Annotated in this window: 23 protein-coding genes; 8 read left to right on the forward strand and 15 right to left on the reverse strand. The window is 64.2% G+C overall.

Going from position 1 to position 20694, the window contains the following annotated elements; translation table 11 throughout:
• Window positions 1-12: 12 nt before the first annotated feature.
• Both ASG57_RS09230 and ASG57_RS09235 read right to left on the reverse strand, forming a co-directional pair.
• A complete protein-coding gene (locus ASG57_RS09230) occupies window positions 13-1488 on the reverse strand; it encodes a glycerol-3-phosphate dehydrogenase (protein ID WP_057196119.1) in 1476 nt (491 codons plus the stop codon).
• A 133-nt stretch (window positions 1489-1621) separates the two neighbouring features.
• Entirely contained in the window at window positions 1622-4309 is a 2688-nt protein-coding gene (locus ASG57_RS09235) for a sensor domain-containing protein (RefSeq protein WP_024337665.1), read from the reverse strand.
• Between the two features lie 202 nt (window positions 4310-4511).
• On the opposite strand from ASG57_RS09235, the gene ASG57_RS09240 reads away from it, so the two are divergent.
• A complete protein-coding gene (locus tag ASG57_RS09240; protein WP_024337664.1) occupies window positions 4512-5615 on the forward strand; it encodes an NAD(P)/FAD-dependent oxidoreductase in 1104 nt (367 codons plus the stop codon).
• 169 nt (window positions 5616-5784) lie between these two features.
• Here the strand turns inward: ASG57_RS09240 and ASG57_RS09245 are convergent, their stop codons facing one another.
• Entirely contained in the window at window positions 5785-5964 is a 180-nt protein-coding gene (locus tag ASG57_RS09245) for a YdcH family protein (RefSeq protein WP_024337663.1), read from the reverse strand.
• A 330-nt stretch (window positions 5965-6294) separates the two neighbouring features.
• Here ASG57_RS09245 and ASG57_RS09250 point away from each other — a divergent pair, with 330 nt between their 5' ends.
• The 3 genes from ASG57_RS09250 (at window position 6295) to ASG57_RS09260 (ending at window position 7114) form a co-directional block, all read left to right on the forward strand.
• Window positions 6295-6501 (forward strand): YdcH family protein, encoded by a 207-nt coding sequence (locus tag ASG57_RS09250; RefSeq protein WP_008546179.1) that lies wholly within the window; start codon window positions 6295-6297, stop codon window positions 6499-6501.
• Window positions 6502-6622: 121 nt separating this feature from the next.
• The gene (locus ASG57_RS09255) at window positions 6623-6841 is read left to right on the forward strand and encodes a hypothetical protein (RefSeq protein WP_024337662.1); all 219 of its coding nucleotides are present in this window, start codon (window positions 6623-6625) and stop codon (window positions 6839-6841) included.
• A gap of 21 nt (window positions 6842-6862) precedes the next feature.
• The gene (locus tag ASG57_RS09260) at window positions 6863-7114 is read left to right on the forward strand and encodes a hypothetical protein (protein ID WP_024337661.1); all 252 of its coding nucleotides are present in this window, start codon (window positions 6863-6865) and stop codon (window positions 7112-7114) included.
• Here ASG57_RS09260 and ASG57_RS09265 read toward each other — a convergent pair.
• Window positions 7111-7842: a GGDEF domain-containing protein gene (locus tag ASG57_RS09265; protein ID WP_024337660.1), complete on the reverse strand. Its 732-nt coding sequence runs from the start codon at window positions 7840-7842 to the stop codon at window positions 7111-7113. The genes ASG57_RS09260 and ASG57_RS09265 overlap by 4 nt on opposite strands.
• 142 nt (window positions 7843-7984) lie before the next feature.
• Here ASG57_RS09265 and purE point away from each other — a divergent pair, with 142 nt between their 5' ends.
• Together purE and ASG57_RS09275 are read left to right on the forward strand one after the other, a co-directional pair.
• The gene (gene purE, locus ASG57_RS09270; RefSeq protein ID WP_024337659.1) at window positions 7985-8473 is read left to right on the forward strand and encodes a 5-(carboxyamino)imidazole ribonucleotide mutase; all 489 of its coding nucleotides are present in this window, start codon (window positions 7985-7987) and stop codon (window positions 8471-8473) included.
• Window positions 8470-9576: a 5-(carboxyamino)imidazole ribonucleotide synthase gene (locus tag ASG57_RS09275; protein ID WP_024337658.1), complete on the forward strand. Its 1107-nt coding sequence runs from the start codon at window positions 8470-8472 to the stop codon at window positions 9574-9576. Before purE ends, ASG57_RS09275 begins: the two co-directional genes overlap by 4 nt.
• Before the next feature lie 37 nt (window positions 9577-9613).
• On the opposite strand, the gene aqpZ is transcribed toward ASG57_RS09275, so the two are convergent.
• Window positions 9614-10336, reverse strand: coding sequence for an aquaporin Z (gene aqpZ / locus ASG57_RS09280; protein ID WP_057196120.1), 723 nt, complete (start codon window positions 10334-10336; stop codon window positions 9614-9616).
• A 256-nt stretch (window positions 10337-10592) separates the two neighbouring features.
• On the opposite strand from aqpZ, the gene rpsU reads away from it, so the two are divergent.
• Together rpsU and ASG57_RS09290 are read left to right on the forward strand one after the other, a co-directional pair.
• A complete protein-coding gene (rpsU, locus tag ASG57_RS09285; protein WP_014492442.1) occupies window positions 10593-10889 on the forward strand; it encodes a 30S ribosomal protein S21 in 297 nt (98 codons plus the stop codon).
• 123 nt (window positions 10890-11012) lie between these two features.
• On the forward strand, window positions 11013-11663 hold the full coding sequence (locus tag ASG57_RS09290) for a tetratricopeptide repeat protein (RefSeq protein WP_057196121.1): 651 nt from the start codon (window positions 11013-11015) through the stop codon (window positions 11661-11663).
• Window positions 11664-11686: 23 nt separating this feature from the next.
• On the opposite strand, the gene ASG57_RS09295 is transcribed toward ASG57_RS09290, so the two are convergent.
• The 10 genes from ASG57_RS09295 to ASG57_RS09335 form a co-directional block, all read right to left on the reverse strand.
• Window positions 11687-12607: a hypothetical protein gene (locus ASG57_RS09295; protein ID WP_057196122.1), complete on the reverse strand. Its 921-nt coding sequence runs from the start codon at window positions 12605-12607 to the stop codon at window positions 11687-11689.
• Between the two features lie 91 nt (window positions 12608-12698).
• A complete protein-coding gene (locus tag ASG57_RS09300; protein WP_024337654.1) occupies window positions 12699-12983 on the reverse strand; it encodes a cupin domain-containing protein in 285 nt (94 codons plus the stop codon).
• A gap of 20 nt (window positions 12984-13003) precedes the next feature.
• The gene (locus ASG57_RS09305) at window positions 13004-14101 is read right to left on the reverse strand and encodes a calcium:cation antiporter (protein ID WP_057196123.1); all 1098 of its coding nucleotides are present in this window, start codon (window positions 14099-14101) and stop codon (window positions 13004-13006) included.
• 158 nt (window positions 14102-14259) lie between these two features.
• Window positions 14260-15057 (reverse strand): alpha/beta hydrolase, encoded by a 798-nt coding sequence (locus ASG57_RS09310; RefSeq protein ID WP_024337652.1) that lies wholly within the window; start codon window positions 15055-15057, stop codon window positions 14260-14262.
• 21 nt (window positions 15058-15078) lie between these two features.
• Window positions 15079-15249: a hypothetical protein gene (locus tag ASG57_RS38595; protein WP_196232339.1), complete on the reverse strand. Its 171-nt coding sequence runs from the start codon at window positions 15247-15249 to the stop codon at window positions 15079-15081.
• 15 nt (window positions 15250-15264) lie between these two features.
• The gene (locus ASG57_RS09315; protein ID WP_024337651.1) at window positions 15265-16662 is read right to left on the reverse strand and encodes an NAD(P)(+) transhydrogenase (Re/Si-specific) subunit beta; all 1398 of its coding nucleotides are present in this window, start codon (window positions 16660-16662) and stop codon (window positions 15265-15267) included.
• Window positions 16663-16701: 39 nt separating this feature from the next.
• Entirely contained in the window at window positions 16702-17019 is a 318-nt protein-coding gene (locus tag ASG57_RS09320) for a proton-translocating transhydrogenase family protein (RefSeq protein ID WP_024337650.1), read from the reverse strand.
• Between the two features lie 11 nt (window positions 17020-17030).
• Entirely contained in the window at window positions 17031-18158 is a 1128-nt protein-coding gene (locus ASG57_RS09325) for a Re/Si-specific NAD(P)(+) transhydrogenase subunit alpha (RefSeq protein WP_024337649.1), read from the reverse strand.
• A gap of 137 nt (window positions 18159-18295) precedes the next feature.
• A complete protein-coding gene (locus ASG57_RS09330; RefSeq protein WP_008546229.1) occupies window positions 18296-18448 on the reverse strand; it encodes an aa3-type cytochrome c oxidase subunit IV in 153 nt (50 codons plus the stop codon).
• Between the two features lie 147 nt (window positions 18449-18595).
• Window positions 18596-20578 carry a M3 family oligoendopeptidase gene (locus ASG57_RS09335; RefSeq protein ID WP_057196124.1) on the reverse strand — a complete coding sequence of 661 codons (1983 nt, stop codon included), beginning with the start codon at window positions 20576-20578 and terminating at the stop codon, window positions 18596-18598.
• Window positions 20579-20694 lie beyond the last annotated feature (116 nt).

A 20694-nucleotide genomic window follows, 5' to 3' on the forward strand; every position in this document is an offset into this window, starting at 1 on the left:
ATCGCGATTTGCTCAACCGGTTCGGGATGAATCGTTCCCCGCCATGAATGCGGCCAGCGCGTCACGGTCTGCCGCGGTCATTGTCAGGCCGAGCTTGGAACGACGCCACAGAATGTCCTCAGGGAAGCGCGCCCATTCGCGGGTCATGAGATAGCGCACCTCGGCGCCGGTCAGTTCAGGGCCGAAGTTCGGCCCCAGTTCGTCGCGTGTCCTTGCCTCGCCCAGCACCGCCGACAATCGCGAGCCATAGGCGGCAACGAGGCGCTGGGCCTGCGGCTCCGACAGAAAGCGCCAGCGGTCACGGGCGAACTCGACCTCGGTGTCGAAGCGATCCCAGGCGAAATCTCCGCCCGGTAGCGCAGCGCCGGCGGTCCAGGGCGGGGACATCGGATAGAATGGCGTCAGCCTGGTCACCGCCTCCTCCGCCCGCAAGCGCGAAGTGGTGACGTCGCCGCCGAACATCGTGAGCAGCGGCGCCTTGCGCCGGCGCGCGTGGAACAGCGTCGTGCCGTCACCTCGGCTCGCGGACACCGGCCTCATGTTGACGCCCGAAACCGTCCGAACCACGTCGGCCGGGGCGATGTGCGCGCGGAAGTAGCGGCTGGCGGCTTCGCAGAGATAGCCGATTTCGGCCCGGGACACCGCAACGATTGCGGGATCGCCGGTGAAATCATGCGTGACCGTACCGATCAGCGTGAACTCCCGCTCGTACGAGCTTGCGAAGATCAGTCGGCCATCACCGTTCTGGAAGACGTAGACGTTGTCTGAATCGAACAGCCTGGGCACGATGATCTGGCTCATCTGCATGGCCGTCGCGGCGGGCTGCGGCTGGCGCAGGACCATCTCCGCGACCATCGACGTCCAGCCGCCGGTGGTGTTGGCCAGCGCCCGGGTCGTGATGGTGCGGCGATGTCCGCGATCGACCACGGCGAGCCGCCAGATGTCGGCACAATCGGCACGCACGCAGCGCGCTCCGGTCCGGATCGTCGCGCCACGCTCGGCGGCGTCCAGCGCCGTGAGCACGACAAGGCGGGAATCGTCGACGACGCAGTCCGAATATTCGAAGGCCGTGCCAAATGGGCGCTTCAGCGCGTTGCCGACCGGATGATGCGTGATGTCGAGGGTCGCCGATCCGGGCAGGCCGCCCCGGCCGGCGAGGCTGTCATAGAGGAACAGGCCGGCGCGCAGCAGCCAAGGCGGACGCTGGTCCGAATGCGCAGGTATGACGAAACGCATCGGCCGGACCAGATGCGGCGCGATTCGGAGCCAGGTCCGCCGCTCGGCCAGCGCCCGGTGCACCCGCCAGAAGCCGCGCCGCTCCAGCACCGAGAGGTCGCCGTGGATCAGCCGCGGTGTTGCCGACGATGCCGCGCCGCCGAGATCGCCTTGCTCGAACAGGATAACCCGCAGGCCGCGGCCGGCCGCATCGCGCGCGAGGCCGACACCGTTCAGGCCGCCGCCGATGATCGCGAGATCGTAGTCTGCCATGAAGCCGTCAAATGGGAGCGAAGCGCAGCGCTCTCATCACTAGAGCCATTTCCGTTGCGATGAAATCGGAACAAGGCTTATTTCAGACGAGTCTTCTTGACGCGAACCGGGATCCACTCCGCTCGAAAGCGCTCTAGCCGGTCTTGAGCGCGAGCTCCACCGCGTCGGCGCGACCGACGAGCCCGGCATATTTTCCGATCGGCAGCGGTTTGCCGAGCAGATAGCCCTGCACGCCGTCGCAGCCCTCCCTGGCGAGGAAGGCGAGCTGATCGACGGTCTCGACGCCTTCGGCGATGATCGACATGTCGAGGCCGTGGCCGAGATCGATCACGGCGCGCACGATCGCCGCCGATTGCGGGTTGCGGCCGAGATTGATGATGAAGGCGCGGTCGATCTTGATTTTGTCGAACGGGAACGCCTGAAGGTAGCTCAGCGACGAGTAGCCGCTGCCGAAATCGTCCATGGAGATGCGTACGCCAAGCGCCTTCAGGCGGCGCAGCAGCGCGAGGCCTCGATCGAAATCCTCGATCAGCACCCCCTCGGTGATCTCGAGCTCGAGCCGGCCGGGCGCAAGTCCGGTCTCGAGCAGGATCGAATGGACGAGGCCAACCACGTCACCGTGCATGAACTGCGCCGGGGACAAATTAACCGCGACCTGGAGCGGCTTCGGCCAGGACGCCGCCTCGCGGCAGGCCTCGCGCAGGATCCATTCGCCCATCTCGACGATGAGGCCGCTCTCCTCGGCGATCGGGATGAATTCGGCGGGCGAAACCTGGCCGCGCACCGGGTGCTGCCAGCGTGCCAGCGCCTCGAAGCCCATGATCTCGCTCTCGCCGACGCTGTGGCCCGCGGCCCCCTGCGGCTGGAAGGCGAGCGAGAGCTCGCCGTTCTTGACTGCCATCGAGAGGTCCTGGTGCAGCACGCGGCGATCACGGATCTGCTGGTCCATCTCCGGCTGGTAGAGACTGATCGTGCCGCGCGACTTCTGCTTGGCGCGGAACAGCGCCGCGCCGGCGTTGGCGAGCAGCGAGGCGCCATCGGTGCCGTTGTGCGGGAAGACCGAGATGCCGGTGGTGATGCCGGCGCGGACCGGCCGGCCGTCGATTTGGAAGTCCTTGGCGACGGCTTCGCCAATCTGCTGCGCCAGTGCGAGGCCCGCCTCGGGCTGCTTGCCGTCGATGATCAGGCCGAACTCGTCGCCTGACAGGCGCGCCACCAGGCCGCCGCGCGCGGAGTCCTCGAGCCGCCGGGCGACCTCGATCAGGAGCTTGTCGCCGAGCGCATGGCCGAAGACGTCGTTGACCTCCTTGAGGCCATCGAGGTCGACGCAGAGGACGGCGAACTCCTCGCCGGTACCCTCGCAGGCCTCGATCATCTGCATCAGCGCCTGCAGGAAGGCGGCACGATTCGGCAGATCGGTGAGGCCGTCGTGATAGGCCATGTGCGCCATGCGCGACTCGGTCTGCCGGCGGTCGGTGACGTCCTCGTGGGTCTTGATCAGATATTGCGGCTCGCCTGCATCGCTGAGCACGGTGGCGCGGCGGGTCAGGAACAGGCGCAGGCCGTCCTTGGTCGAGATCGGATGCTCCTCGGTGATCATCCCGCGCTTCTTGATCGCGGCCTCGTCGCGCGCGATGATCAGCTTGGCTTCCTTCGCATTGAAAATGTCGGACGCCGTCAGGCCGGTTGCTTCCTCGCGCCTGCGGTTGAGGATCGTCTCCGCGCTGCGGTTGGCGAGCAGATAGCGGCCATCCTTGACCTGTTCCACGATCAGCGCAACCGGGATGTTGTCCACCACGAGTTCGAGGAACTTCTTGGTGCTCTCCAGTTCCTGAGAGAGCGATCGGCGGTCGGTGATGTCCTCAAACACCAGCAGCAGGAATCCCGGCCTGTTGCCTTCGTTGCGAACCGCGATCCGGATGGAGGCGACCATGCGCCGCTCCCCGCCCCGCTCGACCTCGAACTCGTTGCGGAACTGCCCGTCCGGCGAGTTGAGCGCCGCCCGGTCGGCCGCATCGATGCTGTCCGCCGAGACCGGCGCGAACAGCTCGCGCGCCTTCTTGCCGACGACGTGGTCCCGTGAAAAACCCCAGAACCGCTCATAGGCGGTATTGGCGAAGATGTAGCGGCCGTCCTCGATGTTCTTGGCTGCCACGCAAGCCGGCACATGGTCCAGCACCGATTCCAGGAACTGCGTGGTAGAGGCGAGCTGCCGGGATAGCTTGCGCTGTTCACTGACGTCGAGATGCGTCGCCACGGAGCCGCCGTTCGGCAGCACGAAGAACTTCACCAGGATGGCGCGCCCGTCCGGCAGTTCGGTGATCAAGCCGTTGGCGCTGGCTGCCTTCTCGTAGAACTCGTCGTCGGAGGCGGCATCCAGCACCCCGCGCCTGCGACGCAGTTCGAGCAGGTCGTGGCCGTTCATGTTAGGCCGGATATCGGACCGCGTCAGACCGTAGATCTCGAGATAGCGGTCGTTGCAGAAAATGATGCGGCGCTGCGCATCCGTCATCACCACGCCCTGGTTGAGATTGTTCATGGCGGAGGAGATGAAGGCGTTGCGCCGCAGCTGCAGACGCCTGCTCCGGCGCAGCGAGGAAAGGATCCACAGCCCGATCGCGGCGAGAAACGAGCACACGACGATGGCTGCGATCAGCGCTTCCCAGATCACGTTGGGCTCGAGCTTGGCGAAATCGCTCGGAGCGGGAAAGCTGTCGGATAGCGCAAAGGCACGTGCAGGTGCGACCGCGCCGGCCAGGCAAGTAAGGGCCTGCACAGCAATCGGAAGCGTGCTGCCCACCTGCCAGTTCTTCTCAGCCATCAGCCACCCGCGATTTCAACGTCGGATTGTCTGGCCTCGCGGGTTTGGATCGGGTAAACGCCTGTACCCGCAACAGAAAAATGTGACGTGCGATACGGCAATTGCCCTGACATGATAAATGCTTTCTTAACGGAAAATCCCCCCGCGCGGCCGTTCCGGGACCTGATGCCGCCGGCGGCTCCAGCGGAGATCATGCACAACCATGGATAGGGTGGACTGTGTCGTCGTCGGAGCCGGCGTGGTCGGTCTCGCGGTGGCTCGAAAGCTCGCCCAGTCCGGGCGCGAGGTGATCGTGCTCGAGGAAGCCGAGGCCATCGGCACCATCACCTCCTCGCGCAACAGTGAGGTGATCCATGCCGGCATCTACTACCGCGCCGGGAGCTGGATGGCGCGCATGTGCGTCGCGGGCAAGCACGCGCTCTACCGCTACTGCGCCGAGCGCGGCATCCCGCACAGAAATTGCGGCAAGCTGATTGTCGCGACCAGCCAAAAGGAAACCGAGAAGCTCCAATCGATCAAGGCGCATGCCGAAGCCAACGGTGTGCTCGACATGCAACTGCTCACGGGCGAGGTCGCACGCGCGCTGGAGCCGGCGCTCGCCTGCGACGCTGCGCTGCTGTCGCCGTCGACCGGCATCATCGACAGCCACGCCTACATGCTCTCGCTGCGTGGCGAAGCCGAGGACGCCGGCGCGGCCTTCGCGTTTCACACGCCGCTGATCCGCGCCAAGGCTGCCGGCGGCATCATCGAAATCGAGGCCGGCGGCGATGCGCCGATGACGCTCCAATGCGACCTTCTCGTCAACGCCGCAGGACTCTCGGCGACAACGGTCGCACGCAACATCGACGGCATGCCGATGGACCGGATCCCGCCGGCCTATCTTGCCAAGGGAAACTACTTCAGCTGCAACGCCAAGGCGCCGTTCTCGCGCCTGATCTATCCGGTGCCCGAACCCGGCGGGTTAGGGGTGCACCTGACGCTGGACATGGCCGGCCAGGCGCGCTTCGGGCCCGACGTCGAATGGATCGAAACGATCAATTACGAGGTCGATCCGTCCCGCGCCGAGCGCTTCTATCCGGCGATCCGCAAGTACTGGCCTACTCTGCCCGATGGGGCGCTGATGCCGAGCTATTCAGGGATCCGACCAAAGATCGTGCCGCCCGCTGTGGCCAGCCAGGACTTCTTGATGCAGGGCCCGCCCGATCACGGTGTCGCAGGCCTGATCAATCTGTTCGGCATCGAATCGCCAGGACTGACGTCGTCGCTCGCGATCGCCGACCACGTCGCCGAACTCGCAACCGTCTAGAGAGCTTTCGAGCGTGGTCGATCACAGATCGTTGTCGAGAAAACGCGCCCAAGCAAAACATCATCCCCGCGCAAGGATCGTGCGCAGTTTGTATCTTGCAGCAGGGATGAGCACGTGGCTCTCATCCCTGCAAGAAGGATGCGATCAACTCTACGCTGTTATGGGGGTGCTAGTGGAGCGTATCGCTGTGCTTCAGACGCTCGATCTGGTCCTTGACCATCAACTTCCGGCGCTTCAACTCAACAATTTGCAGGTCGTCCGTTGAAAGGTGCACGAGAGCTTCGTGCAATTCGTTTTCGAGCAGTTTGTGCTTCCGTTCCAATTCAACGAGATGTGCCTGAATTGTCATTCGAAACCTCCTCGGTAGGGTTGAACCTCAGGATTCGATCCGGACAAGCAAGTCTACATCACCGATTCGTCCTGTCGATGGGTATCCGTCGTCACAGTGTCATTTTTGAAAGTTCATATGTAACGAAGCGTGACTAAAGGGAACCACGCGGGAAAAATCCGTGATATCAATGCGGCTGCGCAACTTCCGCGGCTCCTTGCAGAAATATCTTGCGGGAGACCGGCGGACGAAGCCGCAGATCGCTTGCGATCACGCTGCGCAAGGACGATAATTTCCACAGGGCATCCACAGCCCGGATCTCACGCCTATCGGTTTTCGGCCACCGCAGACATGACCAACGAAGATGAGCGTGAGCTCGAAGCCGAGCTCACCCGGTTGCAGCAGGAACACCGAGATCTCGATGCGGCGATCGATGCATTGCATCAATCGCCCGCCCCCGACCTGTTGCGGTTACAGCGGTTGAAGAAGCGCAAACTGTTGTTGCGCGACCGCATCGCGTTCATTGAAGACCAGATCACGCCCGACATCATCGCCTGATCCGTCGACGGGTCGTCCCGCGGCTCACCAATGAATCCGCTTGACTCGATCGGAACAAAAGATGAACATTCAGGGCCCGCAGCTCAGCAGATGCCTAAACACAGGACACGAGGACAACGCGATGTCGGCAACGCCCCTTCTCGACAACACTCATTACGAACAGGCCTGCGATCAGGCGATCGCGATGTGCGACGGCAATCTACGCAGCACCATCAAGGCGCTGATCATGGCCAATGAATATCTGGAAACCGAGCTGGAGGAGTTGCAGGCGGCTGTTGCCGCCGGCTGCATTCCGGAAACCTCGCGCAGCAAGATGCGGAGCAAGAGCAGCGCCGCTTGAGTTCAACACTGGAGCAACGCCATGTCGGATGTGACCTATTACGTTGCAATGCCCTTTTTGATCGATGACGACGGATCACCCGTCGCTGGCGCGGCGGAAGAGTGTCAGTCCTCAACGGCGGCGCTACGACGCGCCGAGATTTTGGCGCGCGGCCCCGGCCATATCGGCGCAATCGCGTTCAGCCGCAGCGGCGATCCCATGACCGGCGAATTTGGCGACGCGACGCTGCTGCGCAAATTCGGCAACGTGCCCGAAGATCTCGCAACCCTCTAAAGCTCGCTACCGACAAGCCTGATACGCGGCTCATGCCGGCGTCGCGCCTTGCGCACGTACATCGCGGCATCGGCCTCTTCCAGGGCGCGGCCTGCGTCGGCGTGCGGGCCGAGCAGCGCGACGCCGGCGGAGGCGCCCGCGGCCACCGATTGTCCACGAAACACAAAGGACAATTCGTCGATCGCCTGCTCGAAGGCCGCGGCCTTCGCCTTGGCGTCAGTTTCGCTGAGATTCCAGAGCAGCAGCCCGAACTCGTCGCCGCCGAGCCGGCCAACCACGTCGGAGGCACGAATCTGCCGCGTCAGGGTCGCGACAATCGCCTTGAGCACCTCGTCGCCGGCGGCATGCCCGAAGGAGTCGTTGATCGGCTTCAGCCGATCGACGTCGAGGACGATCAGCGCCCCGCTGGCGCGGTAGCGCTTCATATAGGCGATGGCGCGCGCGAGCTCGCGCTCGAAGCCGCGCCGGTTGGGAATCTCGAGCAGGAAATCCGTATCGGCCGCAGCTTCGAGTTCCGCGACCCGGCGCTGTGCTTCCTTGAGCTTGGTCCGCAGGTCCCGGATTGTCGCCCTGAGATTGTCCTTGGCTGCATCATCCGCCGGGGCGTTGCGCCGCGATGGCTTCACCGACCGCTTGGTCAGCCGCCCGGCGGCGGGCGTGGATCGGCCGGCGCTGGTCTTCCGGCCCGCTTTGGCCTTCGCAGCGCTCGCCCTTTTTGGTTTCTTCATGGGCATCCTGCTCAATGAAGGCTTGCGGGGATTCACCAAGACAGGATAGTGGATTCCCTTCTCCTTGCCACCGCCTTGCGAGCCGCCGGCCGGAACCCGCTAATCTGGCCTATCTTTCTGTTTTCCGGGCACAATTGACGTCATGACCGCGCCGATCGCCATCATCATGGGAAGCCAGTCGGACTGGGACACGATGCGGCATGCCGCCGACACGCTCGAGGCGCTCGGCATCGCCGCCGACACCCGCGTCGTCTCGGCGCATCGCACCCCCGACCGGCTGTTTGCTTTCGCCAAGGGCGCCAAGGCCGCAGGCTACAAGGTCATCATCGCCGGCGCCGGCGGCGCGGCACATCTGCCCGGCATGGCCGCGGCGCTAACCGAACTGCCGGTCTTCGGCGTGCCGGTCGAATCCAAGACGCTCAAGGGTCTCGATTCGCTCTACTCGATCGTGCAGATGCCCGCAGGAATCCCCGTCGGCACCCTCGCCATCGGCAAAGCCGGTGCGATCAACGCCGCACTGCTGGCAGCCGCCGTGCTGGCGTTGTCAGACCCGGCCTTGTCCGATCGCCTTGCCGCCTGGCGCAAGGCGCAGACTGACGCCGTCGCGGAGCGCCCGGAGGACAAGGCGTGACTGAGACCAGGCACGTGAAGCTGAAGCCCGGTGACACCGTCGGTATCCTTGGCGGCGGACAATTGGGGCGGATGCTGGCCATGGCTGCGGCGCGGCTCGGCCTGCGCTGCCAGGTGTTCTCGCCCGATCCGGACTCGCCGGCCTTCGACGTCGTACTTAACGCGACCTGCGCCGAATATGCCGATGTCGAGGCGCTGGAGCTGTTCGCGAGCGACGTCGACGTCATCACCTACGAGTTCGAGAACGTGCCGGCCGCGGCCGCGATGGTGCTGGACGCGCGCCGCCCGGTGCTGCCCAACCGCAAGATCCTGGAGACCACCCAGGACCGGCTCGCCGAAAAGGATTTTGTCACGCACCTCGGGATCGGAACCGCAGCCTATGCCGACGTTACCTCCGTCTCCTCGCTGCGCGAGGCGATCGCCAGGATCGGCCTTCCTGCGGTGCTGAAAACCCGCCGGTTCGGCTATGACGGCAAGGGTCAGGCCATCATCCGCGAGGGCGACGACATCGCCAAGGTGTGGACGAGCCTCGCCACCAAATCGGCGATTCTTGAAGCCTTCGTGCCGTACGAACGCGAGATCTCCGTGATCGCTGCGCGTTCGGCCACGGGCCAGGTCGAGTGCTTCGACGTCACCGAGAACGAGCACCGCGACCACATCCTGAAGATATCGCGCGCGCCCGCGCCGATCCCGGATGCGCTCGCCGAGGAGGCGCGCAGCATCGCCGGCAAAATTGCAGGCGCGCTCGACTATGTCGGCGTGCTCGCTGTCGAGATGTTCGTGCTCGCCAATGGCACCGGACCGAAGGTGCTGGTCAACGAGATCGCTCCGCGCGTGCACAATTCCGGACATTGGACGCTGGATGGCGCCTCAGTCTCGCAGTTCGAGCAGCACATCCGCGCCATCGCCGGCTGGCCGCTCGGCAAGCCCGTGCGCCATGGCGACGTCGTCACCATGACCAACCTGATCGGCGACGAGATCAACGATTACGAAAAATGGCTGACCGTGCCGGGCGCGACCGTACACATCTACGGCAAGGGCGCGCCGCGCCCCGGCCGCAAGATGGGCCACGTCACCGAAGTGCGTCCCAGCGCAAGCAAGTAACGGGACCGCGGCTCCGACCTGCGATCCCGCCAGGCGATCAGGCCGCCTTCACTCCCGCGACGATGCCGGTGGGCTCCTCGCTGAGCCAGCGATAGACAACCCCGCCGAGCGCACCACCGATCAATGGTGCAATCCAGAACAGCCAGAGCTGCGACAGAGCCCAGCCGCCGACGAACAGTGCCGGGCCGGTACTGCGCGCCGGGTTCACTGAGGTGTTGGTGACGGGAATGCTGACGAGATGGATCATCACCAACGCGAGCCCGATCGCGAGCGGCGCGAAACCCGCGGGTGCACGGCCATGGGTGGCGCCCATGATGATGAACAGGAACATCATCGTCATCACCACTTCCGTGAGGAAGCACACGACCATGCTGTACTGGCCGGGCGAATGCGCGTCATAGCCGTTGGACGCGAAGCCCTTGCCGACATCGAATCCGGGCGCCCCGCTCGCGATGACATAGAGCAGCCAGGCGGCCACGATCGCGCCGGCCACCTGGGCGATGACGTATGGCAAAACCTGGCCCGCGGGAAAACGGCCACCGGCAGCGAGACCGACTGTGACGGCTGGGTTGAGATGACAGCCCGAGATGTGGCCGATGGCATAGGCCATGGTCACGACGCTCAGCCCGAAGGCCAGCGACACCCCGATCAGGCCGATTCCGACCTGCGGGAAGCCGGCGGCGATCACCGCGCTGCCGCAGCCCGCGAAAGTGAGCCAGAACGTGCCGATGCCCTCGGCAGCATATTTCTTGATATCCATGTGGCGTCTCCCCTGGTTCTCGGCGCAAAGCGTCCGGGAACGACCCCTCATCGGCGCCAAGTCACCCAAATCAGGGCCGCACAGGGGCATTTTCGCCGCATTTAATGGCCGAACTTGGCCCGAAAACCCGCTTGCCCGGTGGACATCTGCGGTTTTGTCTGATACATCCGCGCGCTCAAGGTTAAGGGCTTGCGCGTTTCGCCATCCCCTTTGACTTACCAGAATTCAAATCCAATCCACCTAAAGAGGATGCCGCGTGCAGGTTCTCGTTCGCGATAACAATGTCGATCAAGCCCTCAAGGCGCTGAAGAAGAAGATGCAGCGCGAGGGCATTTTCCGCGAGATGAAGCTCCGCGGCCATTACGAGAAGCCCTCCGAGAAGAAGGCCCGCGAAAAGGCCGAAGCCGTGCGCCGCGCGCGCAAGCTGGCCCGCAAGAAGCTGCAGCGCGAAGGCCTGCTGCCGATGAAGCCGAAGCCGGTGTTCGGCGCTGGCCCGGGCGGTGATCGCGGCGGTCGTAGCGGCCCGGGTGCAGGTCCGCGCGGACCGCGCTGATTTGCCGAAGCTGTAAGACCTCAGTTTCGATGACGCGGGCCCTTGGCCCGCGTTATTGTTTGTGAGCGGTGCCTTTCTGGGACGGGGCACTACAGATGCGGCACCAGCGCGAGCGAACCGTAGATGGTTTCCCCTTTCCCTCAGCGCGGCTTGGAGCGACGACGCCGGATCTGGCGGCAGACGCTCGTATTGGCCTTGATCGGGAGCACATTGTGCGGCTGCTCCTTCGATCTGGGATCGCTGCTCCCGGAGAAGGACAAGCCGCAGGAGGCGCCCAAGACGGCCGCGCCCGCCGAGAGCGCGGTGAGCGCGGGCAACGTCGCCGAAGCTCAGGCTCACACCGCAAAGGCCCAATCCCTGGCGAAGTCAGGCGAGACCGCGGCAGCGCTCGATGAGTTCAATCGGGCGGTCGGGCTCGACCCCTACAACGCGCAGGCATTCTACGGCCGCGCCCTGATCTATCAGGGCAAGAACCAGCACGACTTCGCCATCGCCGATTTCAGCGCTGCAAGCGGGCTCAACCCGCAGAAGGCCGAGCCGCTGCTCGGCCGCGCCATCAGTTATCTCGCGCTCGGCAAGGTCAAGGAGGCCGCAGCCGATCTGGACGAAGCCTCCGAGGCCGATCCGCACAACGCCCAGGTCTGGACCACGCGCGGACAGGTCTATGAGCGGCTGGGCGACAAGGCCAAGGCGGCGGCGTCCTACGCCAAGGCGGTCGCGCTCCGCCCGCGCGATGATGCCGCCCGCAGCGGCCTTGCCCGCGTTGGCGGCTGACGGATGGCGCAGCGAGCGCAGTCTCAGTCGGGGGTGGCGCTCTTCGGCAGAACCGCGTTGAACATCGACTTCATGCCCGACAGCATCTCGTCGGCGACATTGGTCTTCTTCGGTCGCGGCATGGAGGCCCCCGCATCGGCACGCAAGTCGAGCGGCGGTGCGATGACCGGCACGGGAATATCAGCCGGCGGCGTCACCCGGTTCGGATCCTCATTGCTGATCGAGGCCGTGTAGGGTGGATTGGAGCCACCATTGCCGTAGATCTCAGGTGAGGGTGTCGAGACTGTGATCGGCGGCGGCAGCGGACGGACTGTGGCCGGCTCCATGCTAACGACCCGCGGGGCCTCCGGCGTGCGGACGGCTTCCCGCACCGCAGGCTCCGCCGGTCTCTCGGCTGGCTTGGTTTCAGACGTTCTGGTCTCAGGGGACTTGGCCTCGGACCTGCCCTCAGGCGACTTGCGCAGGCGCTCGATCGCAGCACGCACGAGATCGTTGGCATCAGGGGTTGCGGCCGGAGCGGCAGCCGCCGGTGCCGAATTGGCCTCGACCATCGGAGCAGCGGGAACCGCCGGGGCAGATTTGGCAATCACCTTTTCACGGGCGGACGGCTTGGCGCGCGGCCCGGTCTCCGTCGGCGCCACGTCCGGTGCCTTCTCCGCAGCCTTCTCGGCCCCCTTGGGCTCGGCGGCCGGCTGATGATCGGCGGCCGCCTTGTCCGTGACGCTCTTCTCGGAGATGCCCTTGGCCTTGGCGCCGGGAGCGGGGAGGTTGGCGGTATCAGCAGGCTTGCCGTTGTGGCCGGCGTCGGCGGGTGCAACCATCGCCGCGGGCGCATCAGCCGCCGGCTTGGCGTTGATGTAATGATTAACGATGTACGCCCCGATGATCGTCGCGAGCACCGAGGGGAAAATATCCATCGAAATCTTGGCGAGGTATTTCAGCATTCCGACCACTCCCCGCGGGCCTGATGCGGGAACTTTGGGGCATTGTGAGGGATCAACTGCGACGGATCAATGGCAGGCGGGTAACGCCAGCTTACGGCTTTAGCTCAATTTCAAGGAACACGATCTCAGTTGAGGTTTCGTTAAGTACGTCATGCTGGACGCCAGCCTTGCGGAAGTAGGATTTTCCGGCGGAGAGCTGCGCCTTGCCCCGTTCGCCATTGGGCGACACGATCGTCATCTCGCCGGCGACGACGGGAACGATCACATAGTCCATGCCGTGGGTGTGATGTCCGGTCGCGCTGCCGGGCGGAAGGCGCCATTCCGTCACCCGCACCTGCTCGTTGTCGACCTGAACTTCGGACTTGGCTGCAAGCATTGGATCTCTCCTTTCGCGCTTCAGGGCACGAACACCATGAATACGTAGACGGCAAATACCACCATATGGACCAGCCCGAACAGGACATTGGTCCTGCCCGTGCCGAAGGTCAGCATGCTCAGGAAGAAGGTCAGGAGCATGAGCACGCTGCCCTGGGCGTTGAGGCCAAGCTCGAGCTCCTTCTCGAGCGCGTAGGTGGCGAGCCCGACCGCCGGGATGGTCAGCCCGATGGTGGCGAGCGAGGAGCCCAGCGCCAGGTTGATGCTCTTCTGGAGGTCGTTCTTGCGAGCCGCCGACACGGCCGCGACGCCTTCCGGCATCAGGATCAGGAGCGCGACCAGAAGCCCGGCAAAAGCGGGCGGCGCGCCGATCCGGGCCGCGACGGCGTCGACCACCAGCGAGAACTTCTTTGCCAGAAGCACGACCGCCAGCAGCGAGACCAGGAGCAGCACCACGGTAAGGGCGAGCGCCCCGGCCGACCGGTGCACCTCCCCAGCCTCGCCCTCCGCCCGTTCATGAACGAAGTAATCCTTGTGCAGGACGGTCTGAGTGTAGAGAAACACTCCGTACAGCGCGAGCGTGACCACGTCGACGAAGCCGAGCTGAACCGCCGAATAGACCGGACCCGGCGCGGTGGTGGTGTAGTTCGGCAGGATCAGCGTGATGGTCGCAAGCGCAAACAGCACGCTGAGATAGACGTTGGCCCCTGAGAGCTGGAAACCCTGCTCGCGATAGCGCAGGCCGCCGATGAAGATGCAAAGCCCCACGAGGCCGTTGCAGACGATCATGACCACGGCGAAAACGGTGTCGCGGGCGAGCGCCGGGGCAGGCTTGTCGCCCAGCATGATCGTGGTGATCAGCGCGACCTCGATGATGGTCACCGCGAGCGTCAGCACGAGCGTGCCATAGGGTTCGCCGACCCGCTCTGCGATCACTTCGGCATGGTGAACCGCGGCGAACACCGTGCCGAACAGGATGACCAGAAGCACGATGGCAAAGACGAGCCCGCCTAGCGACAGCGTGAACACGTAGTCCGTCGCGGTGACGGCAGCGAACAACAGCACGGCAAGTGCGGGAAACATCCAAGCCGACCGGGGCATCCGATTATGCGCGCTCATCCACCGCTTCCAATTGCCTGGACGAGCAGTAGCAAATCAGGCGCGAGATTCAATGCCAGTGCAGGATCGGCGCGACCGGCAGCAGCGTCAACAGCAGGAACGCGGAATCAGCGCGGCAGAAGGCGGCGAGCGCCCAAATGTAACGTACAAAGAGATTATCAACTGCCGATAAAATCTCTCGCGGTTTCGACCGCACCAAATTGATCGAGATCGTCATGTCCGCCGCCAGCCATGGAAACGAACCGCTTGGGCTCATTGGCGAGTGCGAACAGACGCTCTCCGAACACGATCGAAATGGCAAAATCATTCGTGCCATGCATCACGAGGAGCGGCACCGTGACGCGCGCGATGCGCTCGTCGGAGCGAAACGGATCGCGCATCAAGAGCGGCACCGGAACGTACCAGAACGATGCAGCTGCGATGTCGGCGGTCGATGTATAGGGGGCCTCCAGGATGAGCTTTCCGACGCGACGTTCCGAGGCGAGCGCAACCGCCACGCCCGTCCCGAGCGAAAAGCCCCAGACGGCGATTCGTTCCGCTTCGTAGCGCGCGATGGTGAAGGCATAGGCGGCCTCAGCATCGCGCAGCAGGCCCTGTTCGCTCGGCGCGCCGCTCGAGCCGGCATAGCCGCGATAGGACAGTGCGACGAGGCCGGTGCCGTCGGCGGTCATCGCCTTGAAACGGCTGATCCGGCCGGCGAGGAAATCGCCATTGCCGGGGAAGTAAAGGATCAGGGGACGGCCTGGCTTGGCCGGGACGTGCCAGATGATGACCTTCTCGCCGTCAGACGTGATCAGGACATGCTCTTCCGCTTCCGGAAGGCCCGCGGCATCGGGGGCAGTCCGGCCGACAGGCGGGATCGGAAACAGCATCTCGCGCTGTCGGACGTACAGCACAACGAGACCAGCGAGATAGACGGTCGCGAGCAGGATGGCGGTCCACTTGATGAAGGTCATGACAGGCGGCAGCCTTTCGGCTCACGGCTTGCGATGGCTCCGCAGCAATTTGATGACATCGGGCCGAAGGCTCGCCGGAATATCGCGGCAGCCGCACGCCGCCCTGTGCGCGGCGTGCCAGGCGACGCGCTGCTCGCGCGTCGCTTTGGGCGGCATGGGATGAGACCGGTGCCATTCCTTGTTGATGGCCACGATCCTCGCCTCGCGTTACATCGCCTTGACGATGTTCTCGGTGACCTTCTTGGCGTCACCAAGCAGCATCATGGTGTTGTCGCGATAGAACAACGGATTGTCGATGCCGGCATAGCCCGAAGCGAGCGAGCGCTTGATGAACATCACGGTGCCGGCTTTCCAGACCTGGAGCACGGGCATGCCGTAGATCGGCGAGGACTTGTCTTCCTCAGCGGCCGGGTTGGTGACGTCGTTGGCACCGATCACGAAGGCGATGTCGGCCTGCGCGAATTCGGAGTTGATGTCCTCGAGTTCGAACACTTCGTCATAGGGAACGTTGGCTTCGGCCAGCAGCACGTTCATGTGCCCGGGCATGCGGCCGGCGACCGGGTGAATGGCGTATTTCACCTCGACCCCTTCCTTTTTCAGGACGTCGGCCATCTCGCGCAGCGCGTGCTGGGCCTGCGCCACCGCCATGCCGTAGCCGGGCACGATGATGACCTTGGAGGCGTTCTTCATGATGAACGCCGCATCGTCGGCGGAGCCGAGCTTGGCGGGCTTCTGCTCGCCCGAACCGCCGGCGGCGGCGGCGGTCTCGCCGCCGAAGCCGCCGAGGATGACCGAGATGAAGGAGCGGTTCATCGCGTGGCACATGATGTAGGACAGGATGGCGCCCGAAGAGCCGACCAGCGCGCCGGTGATGATCAGCGCGGAATTGCCGAGCGTGAAGCCGATGCCGGCCGCGGCCCACCCCGAATAGGAGTTCAGCATCGAGATCACGACCGGCATGTCGGCGCCGCCGATCGGGATGATCATGAGGACGCCGAGCGCCAGCGCGATGATGGTGATCATCCAGAAGTCGAAAGCGCCGCCCGTGAGGACGAGACGGACGATGAAGAACACCAGCGCCAGGGCCAATGCGATGTTGATGATGTGGCGGGCGGGCAGAATGATCGGCGCGCCGCTCATGCGCGCGGAAAGCTTCAGGAAGGCGATCACCGAACCTGTGAAGGTCAGCGCACCGATGGCGACGCCGAGCGACATTTCGACCAGACTTGATGCATGAATCGCGCCGGGCTTGCCGATGTCGAACGCTTCGGGCGCGTAGAACGCGCCGGCGGCCACCAGCACCGCAGCCATGCCGACGAGCGAATGGAAGGCAGCGACCAGTTCCGGCATCGAGGTCATCGGCACGCGGCGGGCGATCACCGCGCCGATACCGCCGCCGATCGCAACCGCGAGGATGACCAGCACCCAGGCCATGCCGTCGGCCGGCGGATGGCTCGCCAGCGTTGTGGCGACCGCGATCGCCATGCCGACCATGCCGAACAGATTGCCCTGGCGCGAGGTTGCCGGGCTCGACAGCCCGCGCAGCGACAGGATGAATAGCACCCCCGCCACGAGATACAGAAATGCAGAGAGATTGGCGCTCATCTCAGGTCCCCATTGATCCCTTCAGCCCGAGGTGGCCGCTTACTTCGACTTCTTCTTGTACATCGCCAGCATCCGCTGGGTGACGAGAAAGCCGCCGAAGATGTTCACGCAGGCGAAGATGAGCGCGACGAAGCCGAAGCCGCGCGCCCAGCCCGAGCCGCTCGAAACCATGCCGACGCCGACCGCGAGCAGCGCGCCGACGACGATCACCGAGGAGATCGCGTTGGTCACGCTCATCAGCGGCGTGTGCAGCGCCGGCGTCACCGACCACACCACGAAATAGCCGACGAAGACGGCGAGGACGAAGATCGACAGCCGGAAGATGAAGGGGTCGACGACCTGTGCTGCGTGCTCCATGGCGGGTCTCCTTAAACCTTCGGCTGGAAGTTCGGGTGGATGACGGCGCCGTCTTTCGTGAGCGCGGTGGCCTTGACGAGCTCGTCGTCCCAGTTGACGGCGAGCGCTTTCTCCTTCTTGTCGACCATGGTCTCGATGAAGGAGAACAGATTGCGTGCGTAGAGGCTGGAGGCCGAGGCCGCGACGCGGCCGGCAACGTTGGTATAGCCGACGATCTTGATGCCATCGAGATCGACGACCTCGCCCGCCTTCGCGCCCTCGACATTGCCGCCGCGCTCGACGGCGAGATCGACCAGCACCGAGCCCGGCTTCATCGATTTGACCATCTCGGCGGTAACCAGCTTCGGGGCGGGCCGGCCCGGGATCAGCGCGGTGGTGATGACGATGTCCTGCTTCTTGATGTGCTCGGCGGTGAGCGCGGCCTGCTTGGCCTGGTATTCCTTGGACATCTCCTTGGCATAGCCGCCGGCCGTCTGCGCGTTCTTGAATTCCTCGTCCTCGACGGCGAGGAATTTCGCGCCGAGCGATTCCACTTGCTCCTTCGTCGCGGGCCGCACGTCGGTCGCGGTGACGACGGCGCCGAGACGGCGTGCGGTCGCGATCGCCTGCAGTCCGGCGACGCCGACGCCCATCACGAACACCTTCGCGGCGGGCACGGTGCCGGCCGCCGTCATCATCATGGGGAAGGCGCGGCCGAAGGCCTCGGCACCCTCGATCACGGCGCGATAACCGGCGAGGTTGGCCTGCGAGGACAGCACGTCCATCACCTGCGCACGCGTGATGCGCGGCATCAATTCCATTGCGAAAGCGGAGACGCCGGCATCCGCCATCGCCTTCAGCGCGGCCTCGTTGCCATAGGGATCCATGATGGCGATGACGAGCGCGCCGCGCTTGTACTGCGAAAGCTCGGACGCTTCGGGACGCTTCACCTTGATGATGATGTCGGCGTCCTTCAACGCGTCGGCGCTGACGGTGGCGCCGGCCGCGGTGAATTCGGAATCCGGCAGGCCCGACTTGACACCGGCACCCGGCTCGACGGCAACCTCCGCGCCCAGCGCTTTGAACTTCTTCACCGTATCAGGCGAAGCGGCGACGCGCGGCTCCGACGGATCGATTTCCTTGGCAACGGCAATCTTCATGAGGCCTCCGGCGACGCGGGAAAAAGCGCGCACGCGAACTTAGCGTTACTCCCGCAACGTTGGATACCGGTTTTGGGACCGGCTTGAATGCAAATTTTATGGGCACCGTCGACGCTGGCGGTGCGGCGGTCGACCGATCAGGTGAGGAAGATCGCCATCAGGATCACGATGAGCGCGACCGAGACCGTGCCGTACTTCACCAGCTTGATGAAGCCCTCGTAGGTCTGCTCGTGGGCAACGTAGTCGTTGCCGTCGGCGGTGGTGTAGGCCACTTCGCTATGGTCAGCCATGGATTGTCCCCAGTCGAAAGTCGAATTCCTGGGGTGGATACCTTAAAGATCTGCACAGGGCAACGGCACCGAGGCGGGGTTTTCCCGCAAATCGGGTCATTTAGAATTCCAATTGTCGCGGATCCAGCGCGCCAGAGCGCAGTCGCCTCAGCCAATCGCCTCCAGATCATCGATCATTCCCGAGATGACACTGAGCCCGCCGTCCCAGAATTTCGGATCCTTGGCGTCCAATCCGAACGGGCGCAGCAGCTCGGAATAGTGCTTGGTGCCGCCCGCTGCGAGCATGTCGAGGTAGCGCTCGGCAAAGCCCTCGGCCGCGTTCTCGTAGACGGCGTAAAGCGAGTTCACCAGGCAATCGCCGAACGCATAGGCGTAGACATAGAACGGCGAATGGATGAAGTGCGGGATGTACATCCAGTAGTTCTCGTAGCCCGCCTTGATCTCGATCGCCGGCCCCAGGCTCTCGCCCTGCACGGACAGCCAGATCTCGCCCAGGCGCGTCGCGGTGAGCTCGCCATTCTTGCGTTCGGTATGGACCGCGCGCTCGAACGAATAGAACGCGATCTGCCGCACCACGGTGTTGATCATGTCCTCGACCTTGCCGGCGAGCAGCGCCTGACGCTGCCTGGCGCTCTTGGTCTGTGCGAGGAGACGCTTGAACGTGAGCATCTCTCCGAACACGCTCGCGGTCTCGGCAAGCGTCAACGGCGTGGGTGCCATCAGAGCCCCGTTCTTGGCGGCGAGCACCTGATGGACGCCGTGACCGAGCTCGTGGGCGAGCGTCATCACGTCGCGCGGCTTGCCCTGATAGTTCATGAGGACGTAAGGGTGCGCCGATGGCGTGGTCGGATGCGAGAACGCGCCGGGCACCTTGCCCGGACGCACCGGCGCATCGATCCAGCGATCGGTGAAGAAGCGCTCGGCGATGTCGGCCATTTGGGGCGAGAAGCCGCGATAGGCCGTCAGCACCATATTCCGCGCATCCGGCCAGCCGATGACGTCGGTCGCCGCAAATGGCAGCGGCGCATTGCGGTCCCAATAGGCCAGCCGCTTCTTGCCGAACCACTTCGCCTTCAGCGCGTAATAGCGATGCGACAGCTTCGGATAGGCCGCGCGCACCGATGCGACCAGCGCATCGACAACCTCGCGCTCGACGCGGTTGTTCAGATGGCGGGAATCCGCAACGTCCTTGAAGCCGCGCCAGCGGTCGGAGATGTCCTTGTCCTTGGCCAGGGTGTTGGTGATCAGCGCGAAGGTGCGCTCGTTGGCCTTGAAGGTCTTGGCCAGCGCCTCGGCCGCGCTCTTGCGCTTGGCGCCGTCGCGGTCCTGCAGCAGATTGAGCGTCGGCTCGATCGCGAGCTCCTTGGTGCCGACCTTGAAGCGGAGGCTCGAGATGGTCTGGTCGAACAGCCGGTTGAAGGCGGAATAGCCGGTCTGCGCCTTCTCCAGGAAGAGCTGCTCGAGCTTGTCGTCGAGCTGATACGGCTTCTCCTTGCGCAGATCCTCGATCCACGGACGGTAGTATGCGAGTTCGGCGGCCTGCATCGCGCGGTTCAAAATATCGTCATCGACGCGGTTGAGCTCGAGCGCGAAGAACAGAAGATGCGTCGACGCGGCCGTCAGGCGCTCAGACACGTCGCCGTAAAACTTTGATATTGCGGGGTCCACGCTGTCGCCGGCATGGACGAGGCCGGCATAGGAGCCGAGACGGCCGGCGAGATCCTCAATCGCCTCATAGCGTCGCACGGCCTCGGCGAGCCATTTTCCGCCATCTTCGTTTGCTGTGCCTGAGGCGAGCTTGCCCTTGTAGTCGGTCTCAAAGGCGACGCAGTCGGCATCCAGCTTTTCGAGATCGCGCGCCACTTCCGGCGCATCGATCCCGGAATAGAGATCGGCCAGGTTCCACTCCGGAAGCTTTCCGGTCTTGCTCGCAGGTTTTGCCGGCGAAGACTTGGAGCGCGAAGACTTGGAGAGCGAAGACTTGGAGAGCGAAGACTTGGAGAGCGAAGACTTGGAAAGCAAAGGCTTGGAGGGCGATGCCTTGGTGACAGACTTCTTGCCGACGGATTTCTTCGTGGCAGGCTTGCGGAGTGCAGTCTTTTCAAGAGCAGTCTTGGAGCGCGAAGTCATTGTGTGGGAAACCTGTGTTCAACGAGCACGACGTCGGGCGGGGGCATCAAGGTTTAAGAGTGCGTTAATCGGCTTCGGCCAGAGTGCCCCGATTCGAGACAGATAGTAGTAGCGTG

Source organism: Bradyrhizobium sp. Leaf396 (genome assembly GCF_001424605.1).
Taxonomy (GTDB): Bacteria; Pseudomonadota; Alphaproteobacteria; order Rhizobiales; family Xanthobacteraceae; genus Bradyrhizobium; species Bradyrhizobium japonicum_C.